Source organism: Ureibacillus galli, from assembly GCF_014836845.1.
Taxonomy (GTDB): Bacteria; Bacillota; Bacilli; order Bacillales_A; family Planococcaceae; genus Ureibacillus; species Ureibacillus galli.
The window spans coordinates 1-14,811 of the sequence record NZ_JACSQA010000048.1 but is presented as its reverse complement, the minus strand read 5'-3'; the positions used below and the strand labels follow the sequence as shown (position 1 = coordinate 14,811).

The following is a 14,811-nucleotide window of genomic DNA, read 5'->3' as shown; positions in this document are numbered from 1 at the left end:
GGGTATAGCCAAGCGGTAAGGCAACGGATTTTGATTCCGTCATGCCCAGGTTCGAATCCTGGTACCCCAGCCATTTTGCGGAAGTAGTTCAGCGGTAGAACACCACCTTGCCAAGGTGGGGGTCGCGGGTTCGAACCCCGTCTTCCGCTCCAAAACGATATGGCGGCATAGCCAAGTGGTAAGGCACGGGTCTGCAACACCCTTATCACCGGTTCGAATCCGGTTGCCGCCTCCAAAAAATTTAAATCGGTATGACCGATATTTTTTTTATCTTTTTTTAATATGCCGGTGTGGCGGAATTGGCAGACGCGCACGACTCAAAATCGTGTTCCTTATGGAGTGTCGGTTCGACCCCGACCACCGGTATTATAATTGACCGTATGTAGCGTTCTATGCGTAAGCGTAGGGCGCTTTTTTTGCGTACAATGTGCGTTAAATTAGTCGTTCGCATAAGCGTAGTTAGACCGTTTTCCTTAAATTCGTAGGGAAGGCGGTCTTTTTCTATGTCTAGGCGTAGTAATGAATTAGTTGGACGGGAACTCGATATCGTGAGTCGTTCGGTATCAAAGCAAGTAACAACGTATGACGAAGCGTTAGTAGCGTTTATTAAGGATGCAAAGCGTAGAGGATTGCGTGAATTTACGATTACTTACTATAAGCGTGAATTAAACGATTTCAGACGATATTTAGTGACTATTGAACATTCGCTATTTATTCACGATGTCCTACGACAACACTTAGTCGATTTCGTAGAGGATATGCAGTCGCGGGGTTTACGTCCAACAACGATTAATACAAAACTTCGAGCGATAAGAGCGTTCTTTCACTGGCTACTTGAAAGCAAATACCTAGCGGTGAATGAACTCGCTAAATTCCCGTTAGTCCGTGATCGTAAGGATAATATCGAGACATTTACAGTGAAACAGTTACATGCATTATTAAGCGCACCGAATAAGCGGACTTTTACCGGGCAACGAGATTATACATTTATGTTGTTGTTATTAGAAACGGGTATTCGATTAAACGAGGCTTGCGGAATATTAGTTGAGGATATAAAAATGTCGGAGGGTTTAGTTTTTATTCGAAATACAAAAAATCATTATCATCGTTATGTACCGATACAAGCGAAGATGAAAGAACAGCTTAAACGGTATTTACAATTACGAGGTACTGCGGAAACGGACGCTCTGTTTGTCACTTTAGATGGACAAGCAATGAAACGTCATTCGTTACAAAAAATTGTAGCAAAGTATGGAGAATTGGCCGGAATAAAAGGAGTTCGTTGTTCACCGCATACAATGCGCCATACCTTTGCTAAGATTTCCGTTATGAATGGGGCAGGTATATTCGAATTACAAAAGATACTCGGCCATTCAACGATGGAAATGGTAAAAACGTATGTAAATCTATTTTCAACGGAAGTTCATGATAAGCACCGTGAATTTAGTCCATTAAATAGTCTTTAAACAAAGAAAAAAGTCGGCTTGTGCGCGAACACATACCGACCTACAACTAAATAACGACTACACATTAATGCCTGCCAGCATAAGTGTATTTATCGCTATTCTAACGTCATTTTCGAAAAAATGCAAGGTAGAAGGCTTATTTAAGTACGCATAAAAACGGTGTAGTCCAACGTGGAAACCTAGTAACACGTTGTTAATCTAAACTTGACCGGTTATGACTTGGCCGCTGCAATAACTAAGTCTAGGACAACGTATAAGTGTCGCCGTATGTACGCTTGTTGTCCGAATGGTGCTAGCGACCATTAACGGCTAGGAGTGGAAGGTCTGAACGCTTACGGGCGTTGTAGGACGCGTCACACATCGTAATTATTGTTACGAGAACTATCGGGGGCAGAAGTAGATTAGTAGACGCGTTGGATAGAAATATCCGCGATAACATACGGGCATACAATACGGATACCTTAATCGAGGATTCATGGAACAGCGATCGTCTAGCTTACATGACTGATTGACGTTTTACTACGTTGTCAGCGTGTAGGCAGACGAATTGCGCCAAGCCGTTGTCCTTATGCTCGGCTTCATGTTGGAGGGGACACAAAATATTGTCAAGAAGATTGTTAATTTTAGAATGTAAATTTTTTTAATATATGAAGTATGTTTTGGTTAGCGTTTTTACATAAAAGCGCCTTACCACCGAAGCAGCAAAGCGCCAAATTTGTTAGAAAAGCTATATAGCAACACATATGTGCTATTAGCTTATGATGAAGCGGGGGTATTTTAGAACTAAACATTACAATGTTTTTAAGAAATCCCGAATATCTATAGCGTGTAATGCGAGCAAATATCCGCAAGCTGCACCAATAAGATGTTCAATTGCTTTAGAACGATGGCCAAGCATCCAAGCAGCACCGGCAAAAATAATAACTAGAACAACAGCATGATCGAACATCCCCATTACCGTCCAATAGACATTTTCAAAAGTACCGCTAGCGAATGCGGTTGTTGGTGTTAGAAAGAGTGTGGTAAGTGCTGGTACCTTTAAATTTACCTTTTTTCGGGACTTCTTAATTTCGCTAACTGTTTCCGGCTCGTTCGTCTTACGAATTACTAACGGACTAAATTCCTCTTTCAACTCCCAGACGCTTTCCATTATCGTACCTCCAAGTATATTTTCATGTGGCCAGGGTAAAATAACGTTAATACACTTTTCGCGAGGTGAAAATTATGCACGTTGTTGTTGGTTTAGCTGTTGGAGCCGGCATTGCTGTCGTCCTTAACTATGTCGTTCCTGCTTTGTTTTCGTAATTCTTTTTCTTTCATATCGGCGAGGATTAGCTTTTTAACATAACCGCTAAAATTACGGCGCTTTACGTATTCTAAAATTTTCTTATCTGTTTCATTAGTTTTATTAAATGCGATTGATTTTGAAAAACGGTTCTTTTTATTTTCCATATGCAGCTACCTCCTATAAAACGATATGAGCGATAATACACTTATATGCGTAAAAATAGCCGGGTATTTGCCCGACTGGACTAGGAAAAGCTAATTAGCGATCTAACGCTATATAGCTTATGATTAACTGAAGTAAAATTATTACTAAATTAAAAAGAAATTTTTATACAATTTTAAAACGCAGTCCTTAAATGGGCTGCGTTTTTTATTTTTCATCAACTAATTCAATTAACTCACTGATACTTTCTATGTTTAATGCATGACATATTTTTTCAATGTGATCGATTGATAACCGATCAACATATCCTCGGCATAGGTTACTTATTGCATTAGGTCTTACTTCTGCTTTATCAGCTAATTGTGCTTGTGTCATTCCACGTTCCTTAAGAATATCTAATAACTTTATTTTTACTTTTTTCATAATTAAACCGCCTTTTTCGTTATTCTATGCATTATTGTATCGTTTTATAACTTTTAAGTAAATAAGTGTTGACGTTATATCGGATATGCGATATTATAATATCAAGAACAACAAACCTAATAAAAGGTGGTGAGAGCGTGGTTATCATTTTAAGCGAACGCGTATCGCTAGAAATCGATGATAACGGAGGAACAATCGTCGTAGACGGCTCCAGGTACGAATTTTTTAACGAGGAGGACCAAGAATGAAAGTAGCAGCGATTAAAAAACGTGACGTAGCACGGGAATTAACAAAAGGGTATATCCGATTACTCACACAACAAGCAACAAAAGGAGTTAAAGCGGTAGATGACTATTTCTTCGATGAAGATGAGGAAGGAGTGAGGCCGTTCTTCTACGTTTCAATAGCGTTCGGGATTGCGGTAGTTCTACTAATGCTATTTATAACGTAATTATCCGAAGGTTTTTGCGGTATTTTTATGTAAGGATATTATGAAACGTTAAACACAACGTTAAATCAAACGGTAATCATACCGTACACGTTTGGTTAGGTACAAACTACTTGCGGCAGATGCCAAGAAATAGCGGGGATTTGCGGACGGATTCCGCTTGTCCAACGACACCAGGAACGGTTGCAAGCGTTCAGATAATAACAGCGGTCTATTTATTAATCGTAGTGAGATTGAACGGAAAATAAAAGATTTGAAGAGTTTGCAAGGGGAGATCAACGCGACATGATCTCGGGCGGAAATAAAAAAGCCAACGTTTTGGCGGACGTTGGTGGACAGTATGCTTGCAAATGCTGTTCATGCGTAGCGTTTGAGTGCGCAATCAAGCGTGAAGCATCGAGTTATATTCGTTGTGTATTGGCGTACATGACGTACGGAAAGGACTATGTTGCAGCGTAGCCTTTCCTATATTTTACGATAATTTCAAATTAATGTAAAGATTAAACGTGGTGAACTATTGGTGGAGTTTGCTGCAGAAGGCAAGGCGTTGAAAAGCGCTTTGTCTTTTTTTATTTATTAGACATTTTTAAATTTATTTTCCAAAAGTTGTCCAAAACTGAATTTTTTTTCGGGTATTAAAAGTAGGAGGAATTTTTTTTAGATTACTGTTACAAATTATGGCTTTTTAGTCCGCTGTATAAATTAAAGGAGAAAATTTTATACAACTGTTACAAATCACGTCGTTTTAGTCCACTTATAAGAATAAGAGGATATTCCGTCGAGAAATCGGCGTTTTTAATAGATAAAACTATAGGAGGTCATTTTATGGAAACAAAATGCATTTTAAGTTTGAGTGTTGCACGCACATTACTTTCGCAAGGATGCAAGTTAGTAGACGTAGACACTTCGAGCAAAAGGGTAGGGAAGTTGGTTTTCGTATTTGAAAGGGATGAATTTTTCGATGAAAGACTAGCGAAGTTATCAAATGTAGAGGAGCGATGAAATGGTTAAACGACAGAAAAAGAACGACAATACTATTAAAAAATTTAATGAGTTATATATTTCAACTAGAAAAAAGTACATCAAGCAAAAAGGTGGCCAATACTCGACATTTAATAAGTATGAACATTCAAGCGCCCTTACTCTAAGCGACTGGATGCTCGAACTTCATTTAAACGGTAGCGAAACATACGGAGTTTTTAACGCAAACACTGTCAACAAATTTATAACGTTTGACGTAGACTATGCTAACGATCAGCCAATGGCGAGATGGGCGACACTCAAATTAATAGACGTACTAGAATCAGAGTTTAATATACGTTCGAAAGATATTCACGTCTCATTCAGCGGAAGCAAGGGTTATCACGTGGATTTATTCTTCGATGAACCAATTAAAGCCGATGATGCTGTCGCATTTTATCAACGAGTTATAGCAACCGCAGACTTACCTAGTAATAATATAGAATTTCGTCCAACGTACAAACAAGCAGTAAAGCTGCCATTAGGAATACACCAAAAGACGGGTGCGCGTTGTTGGTTCGTGGATCGCAATACATTAGAGCCTATCGAGTCACTGGACTATTTAGACGGTGTGGAGCCAATGGACCATTCGTTAATATTAGACGCCCTTATAGACTTAACGCCCGAACAAGAAGCGGAATTTAAGCAAATTAAAGAGCGTACTGACGTCAATGTGACCGTTGTATCTGAATCGCAAGCCTTCGAAAAAGTAACGGAAATATTAACAGCAGGACAACTATTACGTAGCAATACCCGCCATGAAACAACTGTATTACTTGCCACTTTTTGTAACTCGCAAGGCTACGAGCAAGAAGATGCAATAGGAATCATCATGGAAACACTTTGGAATACACCTCGCGAATATTTCAGCAAGAATAGTACGCCGGAGTTTTGGCAAAGCGAGGCGGAGCGGATTGTTAAATACGCATATGAGCGAAATTATCAGCTTGGAAATGCGGATAGGCCTATTACGATATATCGGTCGGAAATGCTTGCCGTTCTAAATGTCGGTACCTTCCGCCAAAAGCAAGTAGCTTATGCGATGTTAGTCACGTCAAAGCGTTATGGATCAACGTTTTATCTAACGTTGGCAACAGCGATGAAAATGACTGGAGCATCTAAGCCGACGGTTTCGAACGCGATTAAAAAGCTAGTGGAAGTCGGATTTATCGAATATGTAAGGAAACGCGAGGTAGATATAGGACGCAGCCGAGATTTAGGACGACCGCTTTACAAACCGAATCAATACCGTATTTTGATAGAAAAACCAAAGTCAGACGAGAAAAGTATTGAGGTGCTGCCGGCTGATAACTTAGTAGACGTTGCATATTTACTTTGCGATTCCTCGGATATTAAAGGAGCGGTAGGTAGACGAGAGTATGATAACCGTTGGTCTCGTTAATACCCGCCATACCTTCTTAAAGCAATATATATAGTTATTAGGTTAAAAAACGTACATTTAAGGAGAGGTTAGATGACTACAAAAACCACAAAACAAACAACAAAAACGGCAAGCACGGAGCAATTACAGAAGGATATTAATAGTTTTTGGTCTGAACATTACAAAAATAGAAAAAGCTACTCTGATAATAAACGAATCTTGTTGGCGCAAGAGTTTATTAACGAGCAGCAAGAGTTATGGGGAGTATACGCGTACATTTTAGCAGACATCAACGTGTACCATCCCGCTTATAACAAAACGATTTTTATTAGAAAAACGAATATATACGATATTTTAGGAGATTTTGTTGCTTACGTCAACGATCAAGACATAGAGAAGTACAAGCCTTATCCTGCATATAGCGACGAGCAAGAGATACACCGTCAAAGAGTTCGTTCTAAGCACGAGATTCACTTGTACGACTTGAATGATGAAGAAGAATATCAACCGCCAAAAACAATCTCATTTGATGAAGTAGAAACAAAACGAGTTAAAGGACCGGAATATGAGGATGAGTTCGGAATTACCCGAAGCGGAAGTGAACAAGTAACTATTGAACAAATGGAGCAACTTATCGACGAACTACAAGCTGATCCTTTTAATGAATCACTATACTTAAGGTCCCTATTCGGCGGGGATGTCCGAGAAATTGCTCGAAAAATCAAAGGCTTAAAAAAAGAAAATATCAAGATTTGTAAAATATGCAAAGAAGTCTTTTATGCAAAAGATAAAAGAATGAAAGTTTGTAATTTAACTACTAAATATAGACAGATAACAGAGAACGGAAAAAAGCTATACATCGCAACAAAACGTAGTCCATGTTGGCATCAACAAAATGCGGAAAAAACTCGACGAAATAAGTGGAAAACTCCAATAAAACTCAATATTTAGCGTTACCTTATTTCTAACGTAATAGGAGCCGAAGAAATATCGCAATCTTTGGCTTTTTATTTTTTAGATATTAAACAAAGTATCACTAACTATACCATTTTGAACAAGGAGTTGAATACAGTGAAAAACAATTTAGTGCGAGATATGCGGTTGGCTCACGGTCTAACGGTACGAGACTTCGCAAAACGAATCGGAGTCACACCAGCAACTGTTACAACCGCCGAAAATTCAGAATACATCACACAAAAGTTAAAAGCGACTGTGTTGAGAGAATTTGACCTTGATGACACATTTTTTAATTACGTAGCTAAACGTAAGCGATTAGAAGAATACGAGAATAAGGGTGCATTAGATGGCAGCTGAATTATGGCGATTAGATAACGAAAACTGGACGTTGTACATCGATTCTAAACATGATCGCGAGATTAAGAACATTAAACGTAGTCGTGATTGGCAAATCACCGCTACATATCAAAAGAACGAAAAAATAATCGGCTTGCAATGGCGAATACCTAACGCAGACTATCGGAAGGCAAAGCGGATAGAAAAGAGAGTTAATTATAGCGTACATAAAACCGAAGAATCAGCTTGATTTTAGAGCAATTAACCCATTAATGATAAATCCCCTTAAGACATGTTTGAAAACGTTCCAAATCAAGGGATTTAACGGTTTTATGTTCATATATGTACCTAAAAAATTAGAGTGTCAGAAATGGAGTGGCAACATGACCAAACGGATTAATGCATACCACGGCAGTCAACAGTATTTTACTGAATTTTCTCTTGAGTACGCCGGTAAGGCTCACGGATTAACTTGGGGCGATGGTATTTATTTTGCTGATGATGTTAGTTACGCCAAAAGGTATGCAAAGGGAAACGGGTATTTATATAAGGTCACATTAGAATACGAAGAATCCGATGGGAGTGTAATTGAAAAAATAGTACCGTTTCTTAACGAGCAACAACAGATTTACATTGTTAGAAACCCAGCAGTTATTACGATTGAAGAAATTGAAGGCATTGGGAGAAAGCGGAGGTTTAGCTTATGGTGGTTAACAACAATTTCAAACTGAAGAAACGAAAGAAACAACTAAATAAACATGGGATTCCCTTAGAATCGGACCGTCCCGAACGACGCCGATATTTTCCAGGTGAAAGGATTTCTAACCCAAGAATACACTTAAAAAAATAAAATAACGAAGGAGAATTAAAATGGAAGATTGGGATAAAAAGCGAGCAGAACTAGAAAAAAAAGTATTAGAATCACAGCAAACAATCAGAAAATATGAAAGAACACTTAGACCGTATCGCGAGGTAACGGATAGCGAGTATAAAAAAGCGAAAAAACGTTTAATTGAAGCTGCAACAGAAATACACCAAGGGGACTTTGAATCAAACAAGCCTATGGATCCATTAGTTGATATGAGTATTTCGCAATTAAAAGAACTTTACGATAAAGAAAAAGCCGAGTATAAATCGAACGACATACGAAAACGCGTTAATCTAATGCGAATACAAACGAAAATTCAACAAAAAGAAAACGAAAAAATGGAGGGTTAATAATGGGATTATTACAAAAAGCTAAAGAATTTATATCAAGTAAATCGAAAAGAACTACAGCATTTTTAGAACGCGAAGGAGAATTGCGAACAAAAATTGCTGAACTTGAGGCTCAAAAATCTAAACTTGTAAGCGAATATGACCCTTTAAAACCTTTTGACGCAAAACACATCGAAAAAATCGATACAGATATTTCAATGTTACGAAAAGAAATGGAAGTATTGCAGGAAAGTAAAGCACAAACTCCCGCACATGATGTCGATGAGGCAATTAAACATATTGAGGGTGCTAAGCAAGAAGCGAATGAATTAATTAGCAAAAAGGAAGAAGAAGCAGATAAAGCGCGAGAGAAAATAGCAGAAGCAAAAACAGCGTTATTAAGAGCACAAGCAGAACATTATAATGTTTTACGCAAAGCAGAAGAACTAAAGAACGATGTTAACGAAACTATAGGGCAATTATCAACAAGCATTGATCGAAAAATTCGTCAATTAGAGAATCAATTACACCAAGTTGAAAGGGAATTATACACATTAGCACCTAACTCACAGTTCCAAGCTATAAATGGAAGCCAATCCCAAATCGATGTATTACAAGAGAAAAGTAGCGCTCTTAAACGTGAGATTTATGAATTAAGGGAACATCTAAAGCCCGTAGGAGTGGGTATTCCAAACTTAGAAAATTTTAGAGACCCTAATGGAAGTACTATTTATTTTGTTCATTCAAAAGAACAACAAGACGCAAGTAAAAGAGGAATATTACCTAAATAGAAAGCAGACCGCCGATTTTTTGGCGGTTTTTTTATTACTTAAAAATGAAAGGATGAATATAATGGCATTTTCATTAAACCGAACAGAATCGCCACTTTCACGCGAAGAACGATATAAAATTAACGAAAACTGGACGAAGATTGAACAAGGCTATAATAACGTAGTGCAAACGGTTGCTGACACAGCGTTCGAAAAGGTCGTAGATGCCGCTAAGTTAATTTGGCTTGCACCGGTTAATACCTTCGCAGATTTAGCGACAACTTATCCGAATGCGGTCGAAGGAAATGCGGCAATGGCGAAGGATACCGGTATTATTTATCGCTTTGATGGTACGCAATGGGAACCGATTCAGCAAATAGATGCTACGGCTATTAACGAGGTAGATAGTCGACTTGGCGGAGAAATAACAGTAAACAAAGAATCTTTAAATCAACGAGGCATTAACATTATGTACCCTCCAGCACCATTAGTTGGTGCGAAGGGAGACTATAATCCGGATACTGGATTAGGAACGGATGATACAGCTGCAATACAAGCATGTATAGATTATGCAAACAGCACCGGAGTACGTAAAGTTTTTGCTCCATCTAAAGACTTTTTAATATCATCTACAATATTCTTAAACGGCTGTACACTGATTGGAGTTAAGAGTAATATATATAGCGAATCTTCAAAGGGAAGTTGTTTTATTACTTCTTCAAAAGATTTTATTGCAATTAGTCAAGGTTCGATGGCAACTAATGATATTCAATTTGGGATTAGTGATATTTATGTAAAAAATGCTTTAGTCGGTTTTGAAATAAATTACGCAATTAATTCGAAATTTGAGAGATTGTATGCTGTTGATTGTGATACTGGATATAAATTAGGAGATTTATCGGCTGTTGGTTCAATGTTTTGTGAGTTTAATAATCTATATACGACGGGTACTCGAATTGGTGCTATTGTACAGTCTAAAAATTATTTTAATAACAATAGATTTAATAATGGATTTATCTACGGTTCTGAAAAAGCATTTCATTTAGAAGTTACTGGTGGATATGGAGCAGTAAATAACGTATTCAATAATGTAGAGTTTAGAAGTCCATTAGGAAGAGGTATTATATTAACTAATACTCGGAATACAATCTTTAATTCAGTTTATTTTGAGTGTGGTGGGAATGCAATTAGAACAATAAACTTCTCTTCGATTATATTAAATGATTGCGTCTACGGAGTATTTAAAGCAGACAATTTTAATTTAGATACTAGTGTGGTCTTTGCAGAAGGTGGACTGCGAATGAATCTAGATGGAGGACTGATATTCCTTACGCCCGAATATGACAATAAATCTTTCTATGATACAGCAAACTCTTTAACATATTCAAATATTTATATTACCAATAATATTTCTACCAATGGTACAGCATCTAATTTTCAACAGTTTAAACAAATTACAAATGAAATTGCATATAAAAAAGAAAAACAAGCACTAACAACTTCAACCTTAAATATCGATCCAAATACTACAGCAACGTTGGATTTTACATTTCCTACACCTTTTAGTAAAACACCCGACGGTTATAGTATTGTACCAAGAGGCAGTAGTGGACAAGAAAACGATGTTCAATGGTTATTAGTATCTATATCTGCTACTGGAGGTAAAATTAGCGTGCGAAATAATTCTAGTGGAACAAAATCCATTAACTTTAGAGTAACCGCAGAAATAATATAGTTATGTGTAACATAAAAGAAGCAGGGAACTTATAGTTCCTTGCTTATCTGTTTAAGTTGATCTATAAAGTATTGGTAATATGATTGTTCATAATGAAAAGGTGTTAATCCCCACTTATGATTTTCGTTTGCTGAAAATCCATGTGGTTCAATTACAGTGATATTTTGCAAATTTCTTTCGATAAATTGATACATGTGGTTCAAAAGTATATTTCTTGATTCAATTCGCTTCACCGTTTCAGAATCAGTGAATAAAACTTTTTCACCGTCTTTATTAATATAAGTATCCATATAGAAAGCTTTATGAAGAATAATTTTTTTAAATGGTCGTTTCTTTATATCGTGAGTAAATTTTAAAGCACTAATTTCCCACATTTCAAGATATTCATCATTAAACTCCATAATTTCATAATCGAGTAAAAGTTTAAGTTTTGAAAGCTTTAATTCGTCAGAATGAGTAATATAAGTATTGTTTGTTTTTAAAACACCCAATCTTTCATCCATGAAATCTATAATTAATATATCAGCTATCGTTTCTTTAATATGTTTATAAAAGCTTTTAGTCATATCCATATAAACTAAACGCTGTTGATATTCAGATTTTAAATCAATACCTTCTTTTTTTATATGTATTGGAGAAGAATAGATACTAATTAATGACGATCTAGGATGATATGAACTAAGTTCGAAATTATGTTCAACGAATGCGAATGCATCTCTAGTAACACAACTTCCAAGAATGTCTATTGTAGTCAAGTTAAATCACACTCCGTAAGTTTTAATATAATTAAGTTAACATATAGAGTTAATATGTCAAGATATGTAAACCTTTCTAAGGTATAGAAATTAATTCAATAACTTTGATATACTAAATAGAAAAGGTGGTATATCAATATGATCTATGTTCATATCGATCATTCGTACGAAGATGACTATTTCATGATATCGGAGATAGAAGTAGAGGTAGATGATATTTCTGAAAAAGAACGCATTGAGAAGTTAATCGAAGAAAATAATATTGTTGGACAATTAGTAGATGGTGATAGTGGATTAGCTTTAAGACTTGCTGATTTATTGAATGTTAATGTGAGTATAATCGATATCGATACAAATGAAATTGATCTTTATTAATATTCAATAAAAATAATAAGATAATAGATGATGTGAATTTTAGACAAGCACTCTCAATGGAGGGTGTTTTTTATTTTGTATAAAAGAGGTGCGAAGATGATTGATATAACCGAAAAACTCCGAAAAGAAACCGGCCAACTAAAAGCGCAATTACAAGCGGATGGCTACTACGGAGAGGAATATGATCGTCTAAAGGCGCAATTACCGGTACCAAATCCGGAATTAGCCTACGGTTGCATTTGTATGCTTAACAAGGCGTACGAGGTATTACTCGCATATATCACGGCGTGTAACAACGTTCAAAGAGCGTTACCATTAGACGTTAAAACATTCGAACAATACGAATCATATGCCGAGATTGCTTGGCGTTATTTTAGCGTCAATAGTAGTTCCGATATAGGCGTTAATGGATTTGCGTATGCAATGGCGTTACACTACGCGAAAAAGTTAGCGAGTGGGAAAGCCGGTTATCATACGACGATTGGTAATCTAATAAGTGCAATAGACCGTATTGACGTAAAGAGATTTAGCGGAGAAGTACCAGCCGATTTAGACGATCAAGTCGAACGGTATTTTACGGAATATAACCGTGTTCAAGCGCAAATTGAAGAATTAGCAGAACGAAATCGAAAGGAGATGGCAACGTATGAGTAAAAATATACAACAACTAATGGAAATGCTAACGCCGCAAGAAATGGAGGTAGCGGAGTTATTAGTCGAAAGCAGTTACGCGAAAGCTAGAGGCGAGAAGAAGCTAACGATTAATGAAATCGCAGAACAAGTAGGTGTTCATCGCAATACTGTCCGTAATTGGCGCAAGAAACCCGAGTTTCTACAATATCAACAGTATTTATCGATGCAAGAAAGCGCGTCTATGTTACCAGATTTGTTGGCGCAATTACATCACGCTGCTCATGGCGATAATAATGCGGCCAAGTCCGTTAAGAGTGCGGAACTATTAATGAAGTATCATTCGTTATTGGTTGATCGAAGCGAAATGACGTATATAAATAATACGCCACAACTTTCGCAGGAGGAAATTGACCAAACCGTTAAGGACTTGGCTTCGCGTGTCAATGCGATTAACAACCGTTAATTAATCGCGATAACCGTCTAGTATTACGTGTAAATAGCGTAGTATTAGGCGGTCTTTTTTTTGTACCTATTTCCGCAGAAATTAAACGTATAAGACGTTTTCTTACGCTAATGTAAAATGGTATTGCCTCCGAAATTTAATCGCTAAAATGTACGTATTACAACGAGTTTATGTACGTATATGTAGCCGATTTTACTAGGCGATGGACGGTCGGGCGTGTGCAATTCCGAAATCTCGAGGGGTATGCGAAAACGGAGTTCATTCTATTAATATCGCTATTTATCCGTATATTGCATAAAAGTCGTTGCACAAATAAATTCTATATGTAAAAATTGCGTATAAAACTTGCGTATAATTAGTATTATGCGTATAATTACCTTAAATAGTAAACGGTGTTATACGGGTTTAAGTGTCCAATAGTTGTAGCTAACGGACGAAAAAACTTGCGTATAATTACTTAGGAGGTAATTAGCGGATGGATAACATGGAACGCATAGAACGATTTATAGCGGAGGCAATGGTGGGAAAGTCTGATAATACGATTAAAGCGTACCGTCATTCGTTGATTAAGTTTGCGGAATACCTAGACGGAAGTGGAACGAACATAAACGAATATGGTCGAATAGATGTACAGCAATATATCGCAAGTATGCAAAGTGCCAAGCGTTCAGCAAGCGGTATTAATCGAGAGATTGCAGCGATAAAAGCGTACAGCAAATACGCTGACAAAGCAATTGCGGTCGAAAGTTTACGAATGACTAAGCCGAAGAAAGTTACGGCAGAGGCTCCGGAATGGTTAAATCGCAATGAGGCGCTAGCATTATTACGTGCAACTGATCGCAAGCGTAACCGTCGCGACCATGCGATAGTATCAACGTTATTACGTGCTGGCTTACGTGTTAGTGAGTTAGTTGCGTTAGACCGTGATGACGTCGTATTAAATGAGCGAAGCGGACATGTAACGGTTATCGGTAAAGGTAATAAAGAGCGAACAGTACCGCTTAATGCTGAAGCACGAAAGGCCATAAACGATTACTTAAAACAACGTGTAGATAATGAGCCGGCTTTATTCTTATCATCGCTAGGTAAGCGCATAAGCGTTCGTACAGTTCAAGCGATGTTATCGAATTACGGTGTCCATCCGCACCAGCTACGTCACACATACGTTAAACAGTTAGTCGATAGTGGAACGCCAACAGCTACGATCATGTCATTAACGGGACATACTAACGCAGATATGGTCGCATGGTATTCGGCACCAAGTAGCGAAGATAAACAAACCGCAGTAGATAATTTAATATAATTAAACGAGGCGCAAGCGTAAATGAACTGCACCCCAATTGTTAGACACATCTAACAATTGGAGGTGTAGTTTTTTTATGACTAAATTTACAAATGAACA

General features: G+C 37.3%; 19 protein-coding genes and 3 tRNA genes. 18 read left to right on the top strand and 4 right to left on the bottom strand.

Annotation, left to right across the window (positions count from 1 at the left end):
* Positions 1 to 77 precede the first annotated feature (77 nt).
* From H9636_RS18435 to H9636_RS18420, 4 genes are all read left to right on the top strand, one after another.
* Positions 78 to 152: transfer RNA gene (locus tag H9636_RS18435), tRNA-Gly, on the top strand.
* A 9-nt stretch (positions 153 to 161) separates the two neighbouring features.
* Positions 162 to 235 (top strand) — tRNA-Cys (locus H9636_RS18430).
* 49 nt (positions 236 to 284) lie between these two features.
* Positions 285 to 366, top strand: a tRNA-Leu gene (locus H9636_RS18425).
* A 137-nt stretch (positions 367 to 503) separates the two neighbouring features.
* Positions 504 to 1,466: a tyrosine-type recombinase/integrase gene (locus H9636_RS18420; RefSeq protein WP_191709015.1), complete on the top strand. Its 963-nt coding sequence runs from the start codon at positions 504 to 506 to the stop codon at positions 1,464 to 1,466.
* Positions 1,467 to 2,256: 790 nt separating this feature from the next.
* Here H9636_RS18420 and H9636_RS18415 read toward each other — a convergent pair.
* The 3 genes from H9636_RS18415 to H9636_RS18405 all read right to left on the bottom strand — a co-directional run bounded on the left by H9636_RS18415 (position 2,257) and on the right by H9636_RS18405 (position 3,339).
* Positions 2,257 to 2,616, bottom strand: a complete 360-nt coding sequence (locus tag H9636_RS18415) for a TrbC/VirB2 family protein (protein ID WP_225230334.1) — start codon at positions 2,614 to 2,616, stop codon at positions 2,257 to 2,259.
* Between the two features lie 92 nt (positions 2,617 to 2,708).
* Positions 2,709 to 2,918 carry a hypothetical protein gene (locus H9636_RS18410; protein ID WP_191709014.1) on the bottom strand — a complete coding sequence of 70 codons (210 nt, stop codon included), beginning with the start codon at positions 2,916 to 2,918 and terminating at the stop codon, positions 2,709 to 2,711.
* A gap of 205 nt (positions 2,919 to 3,123) precedes the next feature.
* Positions 3,124 to 3,339, bottom strand: coding sequence for a helix-turn-helix domain-containing protein (locus H9636_RS18405; protein WP_191709013.1), 216 nt, complete (start codon positions 3,337 to 3,339; stop codon positions 3,124 to 3,126).
* A gap of 244 nt (positions 3,340 to 3,583) precedes the next feature.
* Here H9636_RS18405 and H9636_RS18400 point away from each other — a divergent pair, with 244 nt between their 5' ends.
* The 10 genes from H9636_RS18400 to H9636_RS18355 all read left to right on the top strand — a co-directional run bounded on the left by H9636_RS18400 (position 3,584) and on the right by H9636_RS18355 (position 11,183).
* The gene (locus tag H9636_RS18400; RefSeq protein ID WP_191709012.1) at positions 3,584 to 3,790 is read left to right on the top strand and encodes a hypothetical protein; all 207 of its coding nucleotides are present in this window, start codon (positions 3,584 to 3,586) and stop codon (positions 3,788 to 3,790) included.
* Positions 3,791 to 4,612: 822 nt separating this feature from the next.
* Complete coding sequence (locus H9636_RS18395; RefSeq protein WP_191709011.1) at positions 4,613 to 4,789, top strand: hypothetical protein; 177 nt, start codon at positions 4,613 to 4,615, stop codon at positions 4,787 to 4,789.
* 1 nt (position 4,790) lies between these two features.
* Entirely contained in the window at positions 4,791 to 6,209 is a 1,419-nt protein-coding gene (locus H9636_RS18390) for a TOTE conflict system archaeo-eukaryotic primase domain-containing protein (protein ID WP_191709010.1), read from the top strand.
* Between the two features lie 72 nt (positions 6,210 to 6,281).
* The gene (locus H9636_RS18385; protein ID WP_191709009.1) at positions 6,282 to 7,139 is read left to right on the top strand and encodes a hypothetical protein; all 858 of its coding nucleotides are present in this window, start codon (positions 6,282 to 6,284) and stop codon (positions 7,137 to 7,139) included.
* Between the two features lie 144 nt (positions 7,140 to 7,283).
* Complete coding sequence (locus tag H9636_RS18380; protein WP_225230335.1) at positions 7,284 to 7,502, top strand: helix-turn-helix domain-containing protein; 219 nt, start codon at positions 7,284 to 7,286, stop codon at positions 7,500 to 7,502.
* A complete protein-coding gene (locus tag H9636_RS18375) occupies positions 7,492 to 7,731 on the top strand; it encodes a hypothetical protein (protein WP_191709007.1) in 240 nt (79 codons plus the stop codon). Before H9636_RS18380 ends, H9636_RS18375 begins: the two co-directional genes overlap by 11 nt.
* Positions 7,732 to 7,864: 133 nt before the next feature.
* Positions 7,865 to 8,212 (top strand): ADP-ribosyltransferase-containing protein, encoded by a 348-nt coding sequence (locus H9636_RS18370; RefSeq protein ID WP_191709006.1) that lies wholly within the window; start codon positions 7,865 to 7,867, stop codon positions 8,210 to 8,212.
* A 139-nt stretch (positions 8,213 to 8,351) separates the two neighbouring features.
* Positions 8,352 to 8,699 carry a hypothetical protein gene (locus H9636_RS18365; RefSeq protein WP_191709005.1) on the top strand — a complete coding sequence of 116 codons (348 nt, stop codon included), beginning with the start codon at positions 8,352 to 8,354 and terminating at the stop codon, positions 8,697 to 8,699.
* 2 nt (positions 8,700 to 8,701) lie between these two features.
* On the top strand, positions 8,702 to 9,469 hold the full coding sequence (locus H9636_RS18360) for a hypothetical protein (RefSeq protein ID WP_191709004.1): 768 nt from the start codon (positions 8,702 to 8,704) through the stop codon (positions 9,467 to 9,469).
* Positions 9,470 to 9,530: 61 nt separating this feature from the next.
* Positions 9,531 to 11,183: a hypothetical protein gene (locus H9636_RS18355; protein ID WP_191709003.1), complete on the top strand. Its 1,653-nt coding sequence runs from the start codon at positions 9,531 to 9,533 to the stop codon at positions 11,181 to 11,183.
* A 29-nt stretch (positions 11,184 to 11,212) separates the two neighbouring features.
* On the opposite strand, the gene H9636_RS18350 is transcribed toward H9636_RS18355, so the two are convergent.
* A complete protein-coding gene (locus H9636_RS18350) occupies positions 11,213 to 11,938 on the bottom strand; it encodes a DUF6270 domain-containing protein (protein WP_191709002.1) in 726 nt (241 codons plus the stop codon).
* Positions 11,939 to 12,076: 138 nt separating this feature from the next.
* On the opposite strand from H9636_RS18350, the gene H9636_RS18345 reads away from it, so the two are divergent.
* The 4 genes from H9636_RS18345 to H9636_RS18330 all read left to right on the top strand — a co-directional run bounded on the left by H9636_RS18345 (position 12,077) and on the right by H9636_RS18330 (position 14,712).
* Positions 12,077 to 12,313 (top strand): hypothetical protein, encoded by a 237-nt coding sequence (locus H9636_RS18345; protein ID WP_191709001.1) that lies wholly within the window; start codon positions 12,077 to 12,079, stop codon positions 12,311 to 12,313.
* Between the two features lie 96 nt (positions 12,314 to 12,409).
* Positions 12,410 to 12,967 (top strand): hypothetical protein, encoded by a 558-nt coding sequence (locus H9636_RS18340; RefSeq protein WP_191709000.1) that lies wholly within the window; start codon positions 12,410 to 12,412, stop codon positions 12,965 to 12,967.
* Positions 12,960 to 13,409: a phBC6A51 family helix-turn-helix protein gene (locus H9636_RS18335; RefSeq protein WP_191708999.1), complete on the top strand. Its 450-nt coding sequence runs from the start codon at positions 12,960 to 12,962 to the stop codon at positions 13,407 to 13,409. Before H9636_RS18340 ends, H9636_RS18335 begins: the two co-directional genes overlap by 8 nt.
* Before the next feature lie 475 nt (positions 13,410 to 13,884).
* A complete protein-coding gene (locus H9636_RS18330; RefSeq protein ID WP_225230333.1) occupies positions 13,885 to 14,712 on the top strand; it encodes a tyrosine-type recombinase/integrase in 828 nt (275 codons plus the stop codon).
* Positions 14,713 to 14,811 lie beyond the last annotated feature (99 nt).

Bases quoted from the DNA above. Each gene is read 5' to 3' on its own strand.
- H9636_RS18420 (WP_191709015.1), top strand. From the start codon at position 504: ATGTCTAGGCGTAGTAATGAATTAGTTGGACGGGAACTCGATATCGTG.
- H9636_RS18415 (WP_225230334.1), bottom strand. From the start codon at position 2,616: ATGGAAAGCGTCTGGGAGTTGAAAGAGGAATTTAGTCCGTTAGTAATT.
- H9636_RS18410 (WP_191709014.1), bottom strand. From the start codon at position 2,918: ATGGAAAATAAAAAGAACCGTTTTTCAAAATCAATCGCATTTAATAAA.
- H9636_RS18405 (WP_191709013.1), bottom strand. From the start codon at position 3,339: ATGAAAAAAGTAAAAATAAAGTTATTAGATATTCTTAAGGAACGTGGA.
- H9636_RS18400 (WP_191709012.1), top strand. From the start codon at position 3,584: ATGAAAGTAGCAGCGATTAAAAAACGTGACGTAGCACGGGAATTAACA.
- H9636_RS18395 (WP_191709011.1), top strand. From the start codon at position 4,613: ATGGAAACAAAATGCATTTTAAGTTTGAGTGTTGCACGCACATTACTT.
- H9636_RS18390 (WP_191709010.1), top strand. From the start codon at position 4,791: ATGGTTAAACGACAGAAAAAGAACGACAATACTATTAAAAAATTTAAT.
- H9636_RS18385 (WP_191709009.1), top strand. From the start codon at position 6,282: ATGACTACAAAAACCACAAAACAAACAACAAAAACGGCAAGCACGGAG.
- H9636_RS18380 (WP_225230335.1), top strand. From the start codon at position 7,284: ATGCGGTTGGCTCACGGTCTAACGGTACGAGACTTCGCAAAACGAATC.
- H9636_RS18375 (WP_191709007.1), top strand. From the start codon at position 7,492: ATGGCAGCTGAATTATGGCGATTAGATAACGAAAACTGGACGTTGTAC.
- H9636_RS18370 (WP_191709006.1), top strand. From the start codon at position 7,865: ATGACCAAACGGATTAATGCATACCACGGCAGTCAACAGTATTTTACT.
- H9636_RS18365 (WP_191709005.1), top strand. From the start codon at position 8,352: ATGGAAGATTGGGATAAAAAGCGAGCAGAACTAGAAAAAAAAGTATTA.
- H9636_RS18360 (WP_191709004.1), top strand. From the start codon at position 8,702: ATGGGATTATTACAAAAAGCTAAAGAATTTATATCAAGTAAATCGAAA.
- H9636_RS18355 (WP_191709003.1), top strand. From the start codon at position 9,531: ATGGCATTTTCATTAAACCGAACAGAATCGCCACTTTCACGCGAAGAA.
- H9636_RS18345 (WP_191709001.1), top strand. From the start codon at position 12,077: ATGATCTATGTTCATATCGATCATTCGTACGAAGATGACTATTTCATG.
- H9636_RS18340 (WP_191709000.1), top strand. From the start codon at position 12,410: ATGATTGATATAACCGAAAAACTCCGAAAAGAAACCGGCCAACTAAAA.
- H9636_RS18335 (WP_191708999.1), top strand. From the start codon at position 12,960: ATGAGTAAAAATATACAACAACTAATGGAAATGCTAACGCCGCAAGAA.
- H9636_RS18330 (WP_225230333.1), top strand. From the start codon at position 13,885: ATGGATAACATGGAACGCATAGAACGATTTATAGCGGAGGCAATGGTG.